Raw genomic sequence first — 14231 nt, 5'->3', positions numbered from 1 at the left:
CCCAATGCGTTTTCCGGCCGCTCGTTCAGGCCCGTATCAGAAGCCGTGTACTCCATAAGCGGTGCCTTCGACAAGTTCTGCTTCTTTACTCTTGTAGCAGCAAACGAGACTCGACAGATCGCGCAATCAGGACGGTCAGGCTTTCCTATGGGCAAGACAGTGCAAATGAGTTTGCAAGGCCGCGCAGGTTCCCTGTCCTACGGCGTGTGCGTCCGAAAACATGAGTTCGACGGCGCACCGTTCGCAGGAACAGCAGTTCGAAGACCGTCATTTCATACGAGGCGGTGCTTTCGAGAAGTTACAGCCCAATACCAGGGTTCGTGGCTCCTCTCAGGATTTGGGTCAGGAAGCCATAGTCCGCGCCGCCTGTACGGGTTTTGCGGGTGACGATGTCAACGACCTTACCGTCTTCAAGGGTATAGTTGCCGAGATCTTTCACGAAACCGTCTTCGTCAAAGTAGATTGCGACCACCCTCTGTTCGACGATGTCGGGGGCGAGGAACGCTGTGGTCGCCGTTTTTTGTGATATGTAATAGTAGGCGTCGCCACTCAGGCTTGAGGTTGTCGACGGCGACCCGAGAACGAGTTCCACCTGTTCGCGACTGGATCCGATCTGCACCTGGTTCAGCATGGATGTGGTCACGACATGGCCATGTGTATATGTCGATGTGAAACAGCCGCCGAGTGGTAGCGTGGCCAGAAGCGGAAGGATCAGGGCGCTCGCCTTGAAGTTCATCTAAGAAGTCCCGTTTCGCCAGATCAATCTGGCTGCTTTTGAATTTCGTTGCTTGGCAAATTCACTATCGTGGGATAGGGCACAAGGCAACACCTGAGTCAAATGGAGACGGTCATGGTTTTCGGCCTGTTCCGCCGCCGGTCGCGTAACGCCGAGCACAAGGTCTATTGTGAAATCGTGGCTCAAGCGCGGCAGCCTGTATTTTACACAGACTTTCTTGTTCCAGACACGATTGATGGCAGATTCGATCTAATCGTTCTGCACGCCGTGCTTTATTTTCGCCGCATGCGCGGCGAGGGTGCGAAAGTATCTGAGTTCACGCAGGGCGTTTTCGACCTCTTTTTTCAGGACATGGATGCATCATTGCGGGAGATGGGTGTCAGCGACACGCGCGTGCCCAAAAAGGTCAAGGTGATGGGAGAAGCCTTCTACGGCCGCGCTGATGTTTACATCCGCGCGATCGACGGCAATGACGCTGACGAGTTGGCGGAAGCAATCGGCCGCAATCTTTTCCCCGATGCTCCGGAGCAGGTCGCACAAAAACGGCTCGCTCTCTACATGATGTCGGCAGCAGAAAAACTGTCGCAGCAATCGACTGAACATCTTATCAGCGGCGACTTGACTTGGCCCGAAGCTGAGGCCTTTGCGACGATCGCTGTTTAATGCAGCAAAACAGAAACAAGAAAGAAAGATCATGGCAACGGGCGCGTTTCCATATTCACACTCCGTCAAAGCCAACCGGGTTGTCGACAAGGACGAGACCATCGTCGTAGAACCCGGCGGCAAGCAGCAGCAGGAAATTGCTGAGGCATATGATCTGTTGGAAATTAAAGGATTTAAGGCGCGGTTTACGCTCAAACCCTACCGCAAGGAGGGCGTTCGTGTCGTCGGAACCATCAGCGCTGCGATCGTACAGACCTGTGTTGTGTCGCTCGAACCGTTTGAAAGCAGTTTGTTGCTTGAGGTGGACAGGACGTTCGAGCCGGTATCGAGCCGGCCGGCAAGGATCAGGGATCTGAACGAAGACGGGGAAATTGAAATCGATCTGGAATCACTGGATCCACCAGATGTCTTGGTAGATGGTGTCCTCGACCTTGGTGCCCTGATTTGTGAAGAACTTGCCCTGTCGCTCGATCCGTTTCCGAGAAGGCCAGGTGTTGAATTTGAGGGCAGTGGTGAAGAAAACTCCGCGGTCGAAGAAGAAGCCGAAAAAAAACCGTCCCCTTTTGCGGCCCTGGAGGGTTTAAAGACCAGGAAGGAAGACTGACATTAAAGCTTCTTCTGGATCCGATAAGCGATCAAAGATTGTCTTGCACGCGAGTTTTCAACGTCAGTTCTGAATGAGTCCATGAAAACGGTTGTCACTCCGACCAAAACCTTTATGTTCGCGCCCGATCCGGGCCCCTGCCGAAAGGGCGCAACTCCTTTGGGTGCACCAGCTGGTGCGTTCTTGAATGTGAAACGTTAAAAGACCTTCTGAATGGCGAAAACAATTCCGATTTCCTTGGATGCCATGGGCGGCGATAACGGGGCCGATGTTGTCATTCCCGGAGCGGAAATCGCGCTCGTACGCCACCCGGACATTCGCTTCCTTCTCTATGGCAACGAAAACGTTGTGCGCCCGCTTCTGGAACAGTACCCGCGTGTAAGAGACGCCTCGGTGCTCCATCATTGCGAAGTATCCATCGCTATGGACACCAAGCCGAGCCAGGCTCTGCGGCAGGGAAGATGGCGTTCGAGCATGTGGCGCTCGATTGAGGCGGTCAAATCCGGCGACGCTTCTGTTGCGGTGTCGGCCGGAAACACCGGCGCAATGATGGCGATGTCCAAGTTCTGTCTGCGGACGATGGCCAACATCGAGCGTCCTGCGATTGCAGCCATCTGGCCGACGACGCGCGGAGAATCAGTGGTTCTTGACGTCGGCGCGACCATTGGCGCTGATGCGCAGCAACTTATCGATTTTGCCATTCTTGGCGGCGCGATGGCGCGCGCGCTCTTCGGAGTGCAGCGGCCAAGTGTCGGGTTGCTCAATATAGGTGTCGAGGAAGTCAAGGGACTGGAAGAGGTTCGCACCGCCGGCCGCCTGCTGCGCGAGACGCCGCTCAGATCACTTGACTATGCGGGCTTCGTCGAAGGCGACGACCTTGGCAAGGGAACGGTCGATGTCGTGGTCACCGAGGGATTTGCGGGCAACATCGCGCTGAAAACCGCTGAAGGCACGGCCAAACAGATCGGCAGCTATTTGCGGTCTGCAATGAACCGAACATTCATGTCCAGAATAGGTTACCTGTTTGCCAAGGGAGCTTTCGACCTCCTGCGTGAAAAAATGGACCCGCGCAAAGTCAATGGAGGCGTTTTCCTGGGACTGAACGGCATTGTGATCAAAAGCCATGGGGGAACGGATGCTGAAGGCTATGCCTCCGCGATCGATCTGGCCTATGACATGGTGAAAAATGAACTGACCCACAAGATCGCCCAGGATCTTGTGCATTACCATCGTGGCCGCTTCGCAGAAGCCGCGCCGACATCGGAAGGTGATTTGTGAGCGTAATCCGTTCTATCGTGACCGGCTGCGGCAGTTTTCTGCCGGAGAAAGTTCTGACCAATAACGATCTTGCCAAGATGGTGGACACGTCCGATGAATGGATTGTCCAGCGCACGGGTATTGAGCAACGCCACATTGCGGCCGAAGGCCAGGTGACATCTGACCTCGCTCTTGAAGCTGCCCAAAGAGCTCTTCAGGATGCGGGCAGAGACGCTTCCGACATCGACACGATCATTCTCGCAACGGCGACGCCCGACAATACATTCCCGGCCACCGCCGTGACTGTGCAGGCGAACCTTGGGATTACCCATGGCTGCGCGTTCGATGTACAGGCAGTCTGCTCCGGATTTGTCTATGCGCTCACGACAGCCGACGCATACATTCGAACCGGCTTGTCGAATCGATGTCTCGTCATTGGAGCGGAAACCTTCTCGCGCATATTGGACTGGGAGGACCGGACCACCTGCGTGCTCTTCGGTGATGGGGCAGGTGCCCTGATCGTGGAAAGGTCAGAAAGCGCCGGGACGAACAAAGACAGGGGTGTTCTCACTTCGCATCTGCGTTCTGATGGACGGCACAAGGAAAAGCTGTATGTCGACGGCGGGCCGTCGGCGACCCAGACCGTCGGGCATTTGCGCATGGAAGGCCGTGAGGTCTTCAAACACGCCGTCGGCATGATCACGGATGTCATCGAAGACGCTTACGAAGCGACCGGCCTGACCTCAGACGATCTGGACTGGTTTGTTCCGCATCAGGCCAACAAGCGCATTATTGATGCAAGCGCAAAGAAACTTGGTATTGCACCTGAAAAGGTGGTGACAACGGTTCAATCGCACGGCAACACCTCAGCAGCATCAATCCCTCTCGCTCTCGATACCGCGATCAGGGACGGACGTGTCAAAAAGAACGATCTCGTGATGTTGGAGGCCATGGGCGGCGGATTTACCTGGGGATCGGTTCTCCTGCGCTGGTAACAGCTGCGACCACCTTTGCCGACAAATATTATCTTGATGCCGAGTTCCGGTTGACCGGCTCGCCGTGAGGCAATACCGTAGGGACCTGCGTTGGAGTTCTCTTGCAAAATCAGCCAGATCGTTGGCGTCGTTGTGGAGGGGTTATGGGCAATCGGACTATTACCCGTGCGGATCTGTGTGAAGCCGTTTATCAAAAGGTCGGCTTATCACGGACCGAGTCATCTGAATTGGTTGAACGTGTACTTTCTGAAATTTCAGACTGTCTTGTCACCGGAGAATCGGTAAAATTGTCAAGCTTCGGTTCATTTGTGGTCCGCTCCAAGGGTGAGCGTATCGGCCGCAATCCGAAGACGGGTGAGGAAGTGCCGATTTCACCCAGGAGAGTGATGGTTTTCAAACCATCTAACGTGTTGAAACAGCGGATCAATGATGCGCTGACTGGTCAGGCCAGCAAATAAAATAGACCGGATGAGTTCACAAGAAAAAAGCCCGGACGCCTTTAGAACGATCAGCGAAGTCGCAGAGGATCTGGACTTGCCGCAGCACGTGCTTCGGTTCTGGGAGACACGTTTTTCACAGATAAAGCCGCTCAAACGCGGCGGAGGACGGCGATACTATCGGCCGGATGACGTTGAGCTCCTCAAGGGAATACGGCATCTGCTCTATGGCGAGGGCTACACGATCAAAGGCGTGCAGCGGATTCTCAAGGAGCAGGGACAACGGTTTGTCACCCAGATTTGGCGCGAAGACGCATCGCCGCTGCAGGCGATAACGCAAAACAATGACGAAGGTGTTGCGGTTGTCGAGATTTCGACTGCGGCGAGCGCGACCGAGGAAGCCTTGCCGAAAGGTGTCCTGCCTGAAACGAGCGAAGAGGACAGCGTACCGACTTCATCTGGTGGGCTGAATATCCTGAACAGGCTGCGGGGCGACAAATCTGCCTCCAGTCCTGCCGTTGGCAAGTCTGCAGTCTCAAAAGAAGACATACGCCGATTGCAGGCAACTCTGTTCGAGCTTCTTGAGTGCAAGCGGACACTGGATCAGGCGCGTTAACGACGCCTTCCGTCACCCGGACTTCTTGTTGAACATCTTCCCGATGAGGCCGCGTTTTTTCGTGTCGACGTCGCGGTTTTGAGTGGCAACCTGCGCTTCTCTGGCAAAGTCCCGCAATTCAGCCATGGACATTTTTTGTGACGGCCGTCTATGGGGACGCGGACGGTTGGCCGGCTCTGCTGCCTGAGCCGTAACTGTTTCGGCTGGTATCTCGGCTTCAGCCCCTTGAAGTGCGGTGCTGCTCAAATCGGTTTCTTCTAATGTTTCCGTCTTTGGTTCCGGGACAATTCCGACAGGCACCTCTACGAACTCGACCGGCGCCTGCTCTTCGGTTTCGGGAGCCGTGTTTTCCGCGTTCAGTTCCGCCAGGCGCTCCAGGATAGCTGCATCGACCGGGTCTTCCGGATCAAGCTCTTTGCCCTCGTCCTCGCGTGCGTCGAAGCCCATGTCCTTCATGTCCGGTGTCAGCCAGTTGCGAAGGTCCGCGGGCCTATCGACATGGGCTGCGATGTCCGGGGTTTCCATCACGCTCAACTCTATCTTGTCCGGTCCCGTCCCGTCCGCCGCATGAATGCCGACTTTCGTCTTGTCACCGTCTTCTTTTTCAAAAACTACGCCGTCTTCCGGCTTTCCGCCGGACTTTAGCGTGAGCCGAACGAAGTCATAGAGTTTCTCGACCAGGTATTCCGCCGGACGATTTGACGGCTGAAAAGCGACGTTGTATCCGATCAGCCATTGCGCACCGGAAGCAACGACCCCCGTTCGTTCCCTGCCGCTCACCTTGTCGAATTCCGGATAGACGTGGCAGTGCAGGTAAAGAAGCAGCGGATCGCCTGAAGTCGCGAGACGTTTGAAATCAGCGATGCTCAGCAAAAATGTACTCGGGCCCCAGAAGACTGATTCTGCTTCTGTTTCATCAACAACAAGCAAGGCGATGGACTTCGCAAGTGCCATTGCATGCATGGCTTCTTCGGACGTGTTGAAACCGGACCTGGCCGTGCCGGTATCAAAAACGCCGGATTCCGGTTCCGTGCCGGAGGCTGGGGCGACTTTCTGAACCGAGATGTGCGTGCATGCTGAAATGGATTCGTCAACGCTGGGAGGTCCGCTAATGGCACTTTCCAGGGAGAATGTATCGAGGGCGACCTGAAGATAATCATCTTCGGCAAAAGGCACAGATTGCGTGACGGATATCTGATAGAGATCGCAACGCATTGAAATGTCATGTGTTGCCGTTGCATCCAGCACTTCGCAATCGTCGGCATCCAGACCGGCAGCGCGGGCTGCCGATATCACGGCGTCCTGGAGCGTCTCATCGCTCAAGGGTCTAAACTGCCGACAGAGGATCTGGCAGTCTATGCTCTCAAGAGTGTGTATCTTCAATTCATTGACCGCAAATTCGATTTCAAACTTCCGCAAGGGTAAACAAAACCGGTGAACAAGGTATTAGCAAAAATCAGGATATTTGCCTTGTGTTGCAGCCTGCGGTCAAACGGGGCAGCCGTTACTCCAATCCCATGCAGCTTGCGTAAAAGCTCGTGGTTGCCGGCCAGTCCGAAAAGATGCCGGTAACACCGACGTCTGTTGCAAGTACATCAACAACTTCAAGCATTTTGCCATCGCTGTCGATCACATCGCCGACCGTTTGATAATACCAGCCACCACCTTCGTGAAGCGGACCAGAGCGTTCAAGTGTCCAGGTGATGATATTGAGTCCGGCCGATTTTGCCGCCTTCGCGTAGGGCGAGGGGACGATCTCGCCGTCTTCAACTGTCAAGAGCACAAACAGCGGCGGCGCTATGTAGTTTACGCCCATCTCTTTCAATTCGGCCATTGACGGTTCAAATGTAGCCGGATCGAGAGGATCAAGGTTTCGGCGCCCATCGAGAAAAACAGCCTGCTGGCCGAACTCCGGTTCGTTTTCAATCCAGTAGAGAACGTCGTCGAGGTTGAAGGACTGTGCAAAGACATCCGCCGGCGGGATGTCCATCGCTTTGTAGTCATCGATGAGCTTCTGAGCATAGTCTGCCTGTGTGAAACCGTCGAACGGCATGGCCACTTTGGGCGCCTTCAGCTCTGGAGTGAATTTTGCGCCGAGTTCCTTGAATAGAGCAATGGACTCCTTGTGGGTCATCAAGGTACCGGTCTTGCCGTAGAGCTCAGTGCGCCAGGGCGCCGTTCCCTTCATGTAAGCGTCTATGCTTTGAGCGTTCTTGTTTGCGCTATCCATCTTGCCGTTCAGAGCCCTGAACTCGTCGAGTGTCAGGTCAGATGTGCGGCACTCGGCTGACGCCTGTGCGCCTCCGCTGGCGGGTGTGAAACCGGCTGTGCATTTGCCGGCAAGTTCGGTTACCAAAATGTCTGTCGTGGTATGCAGGTCATTTTGCGAGTGTCGGCAGACCAGTTCCTTGTCCTTTGTAAAGGTCACGTCGCATTCCAGTATGCCCGCGCCCATGAGCGCTCCAGCCCGGTATCCTTCTTCGGTGTGCTCGGGAAACTGCAACGGGGCGCCGCGATGCCCGATGGAAAACAAGGTGCGTTCAGCCGGCTGGCCAATGCAGCTCTGAAGCTTTTGTTTCAAGCTGCTTTCCTCCATCTGGCTGACAAGGTAGGCCGGACGTGGACCAAGCTCGATCGTGTCGGCCAACGACACGGCTGGAGCAATGCAGAACACTGTGAGGAACGGAATTGTAAACTGGCGCATTGGAAACCCGGATGTTGGTTGCGTCATTGACATGAGATAGCGCTGGTCAGTTCATTCGCCAGCTGATCTGAAGCGATTCCGGCCCTCTTACGGAAAGTCCTCTCTTGTAGCGGACATTTTCGTCAGAGAGATCGAGGGCAGTGAAGCGCTTCAACAGTGTCGTGAAGATGATGTCCATGTCGAGGCGAGCCAGATGGTTGCCGAGACAGAAGTGAGCGCCGCGTCCGAAGGCGATATGCCAGTTGGGCGATCGCCCGACATCGAACCTGTCAGCATCTGGAAACTGCTTGGGGTCGCGGTTCGCCGAGCCGTAGAGGACACCGAACTTTGTGCCCCGCGGAAAATCGGTGCCGCAGATTTCGACATCTTCGGTGCAATAGCGATGAAAGAAGGGAAGGGGCGATTCATAGCGGAACATCTCCTGGACAGCCGTCTTCATCAGGCTTGGATCGACGCGCAATCTTTGCATTTCGGATGGAAACTTCAACAGGGCATGCATGCCGCTTCCAAGGACATCTATTGTCGATCCGTGTCCGGCCATCAGGATCAGCATTGCGGTCGAAAAAAGTTCGTCGTAGGACATGTGACCCTGCCGCTCCGCATCGATCATCAGAGAAAGCAGATCGTCTTTTGGCGATCTCTCGCGATTGGCTTTGAGCTCCAGGAGATACCGGTAGAACTCCGTGGTATTCTTTTCCGCCAGCATTTTTCGTTCGTCTGAACGCTCGATGTCGAAAAACTGGACAATGTTCTCAGACCAGACGCGCAATTGCGGGCAGTCTTCATCGGGCACACCTAGGATGCGGCCGATAATGTGGCCGGGAACATGCGCTGCCAGATCCTCCACAAAATCGATTTGCGGTCTGTCCGCCAATTGATCGATCAGTCCGTCAACATAGGTCTGAATGTCGTCACGCAGTTTGTTGACCATGACCGGGGTGAACAGCTTGAACACCTGCTTGCGTAATCGGTCGTGAACGTCGCCGTCGCTGTCGAGAAGGGAAAATTGCACAAATCGGCTGTGGTGCGGCATGTCATGCCAGTTTCCCGCTCTCTTCTGGCGGGCAATCTCGTCAGCGCTTGCAATATGTTCCATCGACCGGACCATCTTGTCATGCATGACAATTTCAGAAACATCATCGAAGCGGGCGGCCAGCCACACATCGAAATGCTGAAAGTAGGTCAGCCCCGGCTGCGCTCGCAAGGCCGCATAGTGCACGTGAGGATCTCTCGCAAAAGATTCTGACAAAGGATTGAACACTTGGTGTGTGGACGGACTCATTCAGGGCTCTTGGACGGACGTATGATGATTTAAAATCGTGATTCTCATCAGCGTCGCGTTTTTCGTTGAGAAAGTTCAAGGGCAGTGAGGCAGCAATCTGCTTTTTTCTGCAAATTAACACGTTTTGCGATCCCGGGAGCAAAGCCGTTGAGGATAACGAGGAAAGGCAAAAACTGACGATACCTGGTTCCTGCGGCAAACCGTAACGATAGGGCGGGTCGTCGCCAAAACGCGGCACAAACGAAATTGAAACAAGCGTGCATGAGGCTGAAATGCAAGTGCCGGAAGCATTCAGTGAAGAATACGATACGTTTCTGAAGGAAACCGGATTTGACAATCCTGATCCTCAGGACTTGTTGATGGAATTGGCGTCCCTGAGCATGGAAGTCTACCTGAAGGAGATCTCCTGGTTGTCTGAATTTATTGGAAAGGTCAGACAAAAGGCTCACCAGGCAGCGTGATCAGAAAGTTAGAAAGGACCGTCAGCCTGTCACTTTGCTCGAAAACGCTTCCGCTAGCCTTACGAAGTCGCCAAGTTCCCCTGCGTCGGGTTTACCATGATTTCGATTGCATTCTAAAAAAGCTTAATAGAACGATGTCTATTCGACTTTAGAGCGTGCGTGGACTCAATATTTCGAGTACATTGCAGGTTGAAATAGTTGTGTTGCCTCCGCTTGAGTGGGGTGTGTCGATTGTTTGTTTTGCTTTTACAATTTTTAATTAAAATTTTACTGGAATTGGATGGTTTGTGTTTCCCATATAAGCTTCAATTTATGGTAAATTTGACGATTTTTTCTAGGCAAAACAACTAATAGCGAATAATACTGTTCGCTAAGGCCTGGAACAGTCCTTTGGTTGACGGGAAGGGCTTCCGGTGACCGGGTTGCTTGGGACCGGTCGGAAGATCATCCTGTCCATTTCTCGCTGACCGCATCTATTCGGACTTTTGGCAAATCGTAGTTGGGGGGTTCCTTGGGACCTGAAAACGTTTCGACATTGTTTAATGCGTACTCAGCGTGCCGTGCCCGGCTCTATGCGCTCGGCTGTTCCGTGCGCGTGCTTCGCGATTTCAGCGAGGTCATTCCCGCACTCGAAGCATGCGGCAAAGACGTGACCCCCTTCTTCCAGACCCGGTTTTTTGATTTCAACGGGCACAATGGCTTTTGCCATGTCGCCTTCGCGAATGACGAGCCTGTTTCGTTCTACTGCAGTCAGCTGTTCGACACGGGCGGCATGAGCTATCTGGAATATCATCGGGTTCAACTGGCCAGGATTTACGGTGCCGACTATGAGGTCGACATGTCCTGGATCTGTCCGCCGATGAAAGAGATCCAGGGAAAGGTGGTCTATTCCGGCGATGCGCTCAACGTCAAAGGCTTCGGTTCGGCGCGCCTGTCGCTCGAACGCCTTGCGCTGATTGCGCGGATGAACCTCTACCTGGGTCTGGCCACCTGGCAGGAGGCGAACGCATGCGTCGGTCTCGCGCGCGCAAACAGGGTGCAAAAATCACTGGGTGACATTTACGGAGCCTTCCATCGCTACCCATATGCAACCAGATGGGTCAATCCTCCGGAAGACCGCGAACAGGACGATATGTTCTTGTTTAACTGGCCGTCTGACGTGCTCTATCTTGCAAAAATAGATGCTCATGAAACTGGGCAGCCGTCGGAAGCGTCAGATTGACAAGGACGGGTTGGGGCGTGCCGAGCCAAAGCCGTTCGATCAAGCGATAGTAGCTCACCGGAATGTTGGTAAGCGCTCCGGGAGGCGTCACTTCCATCTCCACCAGTTCGAAAACCCGGTCGCCCTGGGCCGCTCTTGCAAACCCGCCTGCAACTGCCTGGTCAAACTCCGGATCCTGGTTTCGAATTGCGGAGGCAAAGTCGCTTCCGAACTGTCCTTCCATCACTTCCTTGATGTAGCTGTTCTTGCCGACATATCCGATCTGCGGAATATGATCGCCCATCGCCTGGATTGAGGTAAAGACCACGCGATGGAACTGCGGCATGTCGGGACGGAACGTCGCCTCCGAAGACCGCAGATATGCCTCAAGTTCCTGTATGTGCTGACCCGCCAGCCCTTTCATGTTCGCCGGATCAACGCGTTTAATGTGCATCAACTGTCCTCCAGTTGCCACAGGCGTTCCACGCTCCTGTGACAATTGAGAATGACCCCGGTTCAGGCGCCGGGTGCAAAGTCCTGTCAGTTCGAGTTTGCATCTTACCCTTCAATTACAACCGAACAAACTATCTGATATTATACCTGCTTTTCCATATCCGTTAAAATAGCAACAACTTCGTCCTGCAGAAACGCCTGTATGTCGACATACCGTCAATCTGTTCGGACATCACACGACGCTCGCTACGCAACAAGTGTGCGGATCCAGTTTCAGCAGAACGCCGCGCGGCCTTCCCATCGTGGCGGGTTGTTTTCAAAGGCGAACCGCGAGCCTATCGCCTTGGTTCCGGGAATGGTCAATACGCTATTCGTCTGTGGGCCGCCTGACAGGAGCAGGTTTCACGCTCTCAATCGGTGGCATCCGTTGCGATTTCAACATGATCTTCAATCTCTCGATATCCGACGCTCCGTACCAAAACTTTACAGGGATAGGGAACCGGAAGCGGGCGCGTCCTCTTCGCGTACGAGCCACCGGTCGTTTCCGGGCGCATTGCAATTGGGATTAGGAGCGAGCTGAGACACGCAAAAATTGTCCCTAAAGTTAACCAAGCAACCAAAAAGCGCGCGCACCATGGTTAATGAAGCCTAAATGTGATTGACACCCGGTCAGCGAACAAGATACGAGGGCGGTGTCGGGGGCCCGCATTGGTTGAACAAAGAAAGAGAACAAACATGCTTGGACATGCGCGCACCGCGATAGCAGCCGCACTCCTTCTTGCGAGCAGCGCAGCAGCAAGTGCTTTGCCCGCGGCTGCCGATTGGCAGACCGTCGGGGCCGGTGGCTTCAATAATGGCTACGCGACGACGATCACATTCGACAAGAATGCTGCGCGCGGAAGTTCTAACGACCGCGACAACGCCGAGAACGCTCTGGGGTCTGCAGACACCAAGTTCTTTGAAATTGGCTTTGGTAGCTATGTCGACCTGACCTTCGGCACCTTGTTCGACACGAGCGTCAAATTGTTCGAAATCACTTTCGGCACCGTAACCAACTGGCCGGAAAGCGCGGAAGTCCTGGTCGGGGACGGCGTTTCCTTTACATCGATCGGGATCATTTCAAATGCAGCCGCCCAGGGCGGTGGGATTCTTCCGATCCTGCTCGATGGCACATTCGACACGGTTCGCATCAAGGACACATCCCCTGAGCGCGGCAGATCGACCGGCGGCTTCGACATTGATGCCGTACGCGTCACGCCAGTTCCGTTGCCTGCCGGAGTTCTGCTCCTTGCGACAGGCCTTGGTGGCCTGGCTCTCCTGCGCCGACGGCGCACTCAGGCCTAAATTCCTGACTTCAAGGATTAACAAACCCCGCCTTCCGGACCTTGGTTGGCGGGGTATTTCGTTTGTGCAAACGCAGCCAAAGGCTCTGGCAAAGTTCATTGTCACGAGAGGAACCTAAGAGCCAATGGCGGATGTATGAAACCGAACGATTGCTGTTCACCCAAATTAGCTGGTTTTTATTCTGCCCGAAAAAGACTGAAGAGACCGTCCCTCGCACAGTTGGGTGTTTCAAATACAACTGAAATTCATGTGCGAGCTTGCGGCTTCGCATGCGCCAGAAAAACCGGTTCCCACCCTGGAATGCTATGGGAAGAACACGGCAATAATGATGACTAGTGCCGCCCCGGGCGAGAGAATGCTGTCAGCTCACGCGGCAAAGAGTGCGCTGGCATCCTCGCGCAGCCGTCGTATGATCGTCTGTACACGATGGGACTGGACAGTGTCAGGATGCGCGTGCAGATGCAGTTGGCGCGATACCTCGGCTTCTTTTCCTCCGGCTCTTGCGAGCTCGCTGTTTTGATTGGCGAGGCACACAGGAAGAACTCCCTTGCCAAGCCCTCTTTGAATGCAGGCTTCAACCATTCCCAGATCGTCCGCGAGGATGCGCACAGGCTCATCGCGCTTTCTTAATTTATCAGTCAGCACCATTGGTGCCCTGCGGGTCGTGTGTATATCGCGCGCCGCAACCCATTCTGTGTCGCGCTCGTTTATGCCTTGCTTGACATAAAGAGCAAATGGAACCTCAACCAACTTGATGGCGAACTCCCCGACTTGGGGCGGGTCCTCGAACCAGAGGGAAACCGTTGCAGCGGTTCTGGACGAAATGCCTTCGGGTTTGGAAACCAGCCGGACCGTCAATTTGGGATAGGACGCCACAAGCGAGGGAAGAAAGTGAGCCGCGATAAATTGTAGGATCCATTGCTCGCCGAGGATGCAGATCTCTCCGATCGGCTCATTCCCTTTTGAGGAAGCGGCCTGGACAATCCGGTCCGTTCTTCGCTCGATTTCCAAAGCATCTGCAATGATTTTTTGGCCTGTCTCTGTTGGTATGATGCCGGACTTTGAACGGAGGAAGAGAGTGGCTCCAAGTGAACTCTCCAAGGACGATAACCTGCGTCCAACAGTGGATTGATCGATCTGCAGAACTTGCGACGCGCGCTTCAAAGAACCGGCGCGTACCAAGGCGAGAAGAATGCGAATATCGTCCCAGTTCAAATCCATACCGATGCCTCTATGCAGAAATTTCGCTTCGCCAATGTCTTTATTCAGTTCGATCGGAACGTAGCGTCCGAAGCGCACTCGGCACGGATCATTCAATCCGCTCATCTTTTCTGGCTTCGGCTCAAGTGGCCTTACCTGCCAAGATTCGATCGCCAGCCTTGTTGCCGACACGCTGAATATGAATGAGGAATGTTTCACGCGGTTTTCGCGCTCTGTTTCAATTGTAAAGGCCGCGCAGCTTCTTTCGATACAATTGA

At 54.3% G+C, this 14231-nt stretch carries 15 protein-coding genes; 9 read left to right on the top strand and 6 right to left on the bottom strand.

Going from position 1 to position 14231, the window contains the following annotated elements; genetic code table 11:
- Positions 1 to 298: 298 nt before the first annotated feature.
- Positions 299 to 736 (bottom strand): outer membrane protein assembly factor BamE, encoded by a 438-nt coding sequence (bamE, locus tag Q0915_RS12105; protein ID WP_299471743.1) that lies wholly within the window; start codon positions 734 to 736, stop codon positions 299 to 301.
- Between the two features lie 114 nt (positions 737 to 850).
- On the opposite strand from bamE, the gene Q0915_RS12100 reads away from it, so the two are divergent.
- The 6 genes from Q0915_RS12100 (at position 851) to Q0915_RS12075 (ending at position 5308) form a co-directional block, all read left to right on the top strand.
- Positions 851 to 1399: a ubiquinol-cytochrome C chaperone family protein gene (locus Q0915_RS12100; protein WP_299471741.1), complete on the top strand. Its 549-nt coding sequence runs from the start codon at positions 851 to 853 to the stop codon at positions 1397 to 1399.
- 31 nt (positions 1400 to 1430) lie between these two features.
- Positions 1431 to 2003, top strand: a complete 573-nt coding sequence (locus Q0915_RS12095; RefSeq protein WP_299471739.1) for a DUF177 domain-containing protein — start codon at positions 1431 to 1433, stop codon at positions 2001 to 2003.
- A 213-nt stretch (positions 2004 to 2216) separates the two neighbouring features.
- The gene (gene plsX / locus Q0915_RS12090) at positions 2217 to 3281 is read left to right on the top strand and encodes a phosphate acyltransferase PlsX (RefSeq protein WP_299471737.1); all 1065 of its coding nucleotides are present in this window, start codon (positions 2217 to 2219) and stop codon (positions 3279 to 3281) included.
- Complete coding sequence (locus tag Q0915_RS12085) at positions 3278 to 4255, top strand: beta-ketoacyl-ACP synthase III (RefSeq protein WP_299471735.1); 978 nt, start codon at positions 3278 to 3280, stop codon at positions 4253 to 4255. The genes plsX and Q0915_RS12085 overlap by 4 nt, the downstream gene beginning before the upstream one ends.
- A 143-nt stretch (positions 4256 to 4398) precedes the next feature.
- On the top strand, positions 4399 to 4713 hold the full coding sequence (locus Q0915_RS12080) for an integration host factor subunit alpha (RefSeq protein WP_023003819.1): 315 nt from the start codon (positions 4399 to 4401) through the stop codon (positions 4711 to 4713).
- Between the two features lie 10 nt (positions 4714 to 4723).
- The gene (locus Q0915_RS12075; protein ID WP_299471733.1) at positions 4724 to 5308 is read left to right on the top strand and encodes a MerR family transcriptional regulator; all 585 of its coding nucleotides are present in this window, start codon (positions 4724 to 4726) and stop codon (positions 5306 to 5308) included.
- A 12-nt stretch (positions 5309 to 5320) separates the two neighbouring features.
- Here the strand turns inward: Q0915_RS12075 and Q0915_RS12070 are convergent, their stop codons facing one another.
- The 3 genes from Q0915_RS12070 to Q0915_RS12060 form a co-directional block, all read right to left on the bottom strand.
- Positions 5321 to 6631, bottom strand: a complete 1311-nt coding sequence (locus Q0915_RS12070; RefSeq protein ID WP_299471731.1) for a hypothetical protein — start codon at positions 6629 to 6631, stop codon at positions 5321 to 5323.
- 181 nt (positions 6632 to 6812) lie between these two features.
- Complete coding sequence (locus Q0915_RS12065; protein ID WP_299471729.1) at positions 6813 to 8012, bottom strand: glycerophosphodiester phosphodiesterase family protein; 1200 nt, start codon at positions 8010 to 8012, stop codon at positions 6813 to 6815.
- Positions 8013 to 8058: 46 nt separating this feature from the next.
- Positions 8059 to 9294: a cytochrome P450 gene (locus tag Q0915_RS12060; RefSeq protein ID WP_299471727.1), complete on the bottom strand. Its 1236-nt coding sequence runs from the start codon at positions 9292 to 9294 to the stop codon at positions 8059 to 8061.
- Positions 9295 to 9566: 272 nt separating this feature from the next.
- Here Q0915_RS12060 and Q0915_RS12055 point away from each other — a divergent pair, with 272 nt between their 5' ends.
- Positions 9567 to 9755: a hypothetical protein gene (locus Q0915_RS12055; protein ID WP_299471725.1), complete on the top strand. Its 189-nt coding sequence runs from the start codon at positions 9567 to 9569 to the stop codon at positions 9753 to 9755.
- Positions 9756 to 10266: 511 nt separating this feature from the next.
- Positions 10267 to 10977 carry a hypothetical protein gene (locus tag Q0915_RS12050; protein WP_299471723.1) on the top strand — a complete coding sequence of 237 codons (711 nt, stop codon included), beginning with the start codon at positions 10267 to 10269 and terminating at the stop codon, positions 10975 to 10977.
- Here the strand turns inward: Q0915_RS12050 and Q0915_RS12045 are convergent.
- Entirely contained in the window at positions 10898 to 11410 is a 513-nt protein-coding gene (locus tag Q0915_RS12045; RefSeq protein ID WP_299471721.1) for a hypothetical protein, read from the bottom strand. The two genes, Q0915_RS12050 and Q0915_RS12045, sit on opposite strands and share 80 nt — an antisense overlap.
- A gap of 734 nt (positions 11411 to 12144) precedes the next feature.
- On the opposite strand from Q0915_RS12045, the gene Q0915_RS12040 reads away from it, so the two are divergent.
- Positions 12145 to 12753 (top strand): VPLPA-CTERM sorting domain-containing protein, encoded by a 609-nt coding sequence (locus tag Q0915_RS12040; protein ID WP_299471719.1) that lies wholly within the window; start codon positions 12145 to 12147, stop codon positions 12751 to 12753.
- A gap of 366 nt (positions 12754 to 13119) precedes the next feature.
- Here the strand turns inward: Q0915_RS12040 and Q0915_RS12035 are convergent, their stop codons facing one another.
- Positions 13120 to 14079: a LysR family transcriptional regulator gene (locus tag Q0915_RS12035; RefSeq protein WP_299471717.1), complete on the bottom strand. Its 960-nt coding sequence runs from the start codon at positions 14077 to 14079 to the stop codon at positions 13120 to 13122.
- Between the last annotated feature and the right edge of the window lie 152 nt (positions 14080 to 14231).

Source organism: uncultured Roseibium sp., assembly GCF_947494555.1.
In the GTDB taxonomy this organism is placed as follows: Bacteria; Pseudomonadota; Alphaproteobacteria; order Rhizobiales; family Stappiaceae; genus Roseibium.
This window is presented reverse-complemented; position numbering and strand designations above follow the sequence as displayed.

What these genes read in the sequence shown, in the direction of transcription:
- bamE (WP_299471743.1), bottom strand. Translation starts at nt 736, where the DNA reads ATGAACTTCAAGGCGAGCGCCCTGATCCTTCCGCTTCTGGCCACGCTA.
- Q0915_RS12100 (WP_299471741.1), top strand. Translation starts at nt 851, where the DNA reads ATGGTTTTCGGCCTGTTCCGCCGCCGGTCGCGTAACGCCGAGCACAAG.
- Q0915_RS12095 (WP_299471739.1), top strand. Translation starts at nt 1,431, where the DNA reads ATGGCAACGGGCGCGTTTCCATATTCACACTCCGTCAAAGCCAACCGG.
- plsX (WP_299471737.1), top strand. Translation starts at nt 2,217, where the DNA reads ATGGCGAAAACAATTCCGATTTCCTTGGATGCCATGGGCGGCGATAAC.
- Q0915_RS12080 (WP_023003819.1), top strand. Translation starts at nt 4,399, where the DNA reads ATGGGCAATCGGACTATTACCCGTGCGGATCTGTGTGAAGCCGTTTAT.
- Q0915_RS12075 (WP_299471733.1), top strand. Translation starts at nt 4,724, where the DNA reads ATGAGTTCACAAGAAAAAAGCCCGGACGCCTTTAGAACGATCAGCGAA.
- Q0915_RS12065 (WP_299471729.1), bottom strand. Translation starts at nt 8,012, where the DNA reads ATGCGCCAGTTTACAATTCCGTTCCTCACAGTGTTCTGCATTGCTCCA.
- Q0915_RS12060 (WP_299471727.1), bottom strand. Translation starts at nt 9,294, where the DNA reads ATGAGTCCGTCCACACACCAAGTGTTCAATCCTTTGTCAGAATCTTTT.
- Q0915_RS12055 (WP_299471725.1), top strand. Translation starts at nt 9,567, where the DNA reads ATGCAAGTGCCGGAAGCATTCAGTGAAGAATACGATACGTTTCTGAAG.
- Q0915_RS12045 (WP_299471721.1), bottom strand. Translation starts at nt 11,410, where the DNA reads ATGCACATTAAACGCGTTGATCCGGCGAACATGAAAGGGCTGGCGGGT.
- Q0915_RS12040 (WP_299471719.1), top strand. Translation starts at nt 12,145, where the DNA reads ATGCTTGGACATGCGCGCACCGCGATAGCAGCCGCACTCCTTCTTGCG.
- Q0915_RS12035 (WP_299471717.1), bottom strand. Translation starts at nt 14,079, where the DNA reads ATGAGCGGATTGAATGATCCGTGCCGAGTGCGCTTCGGACGCTACGTT.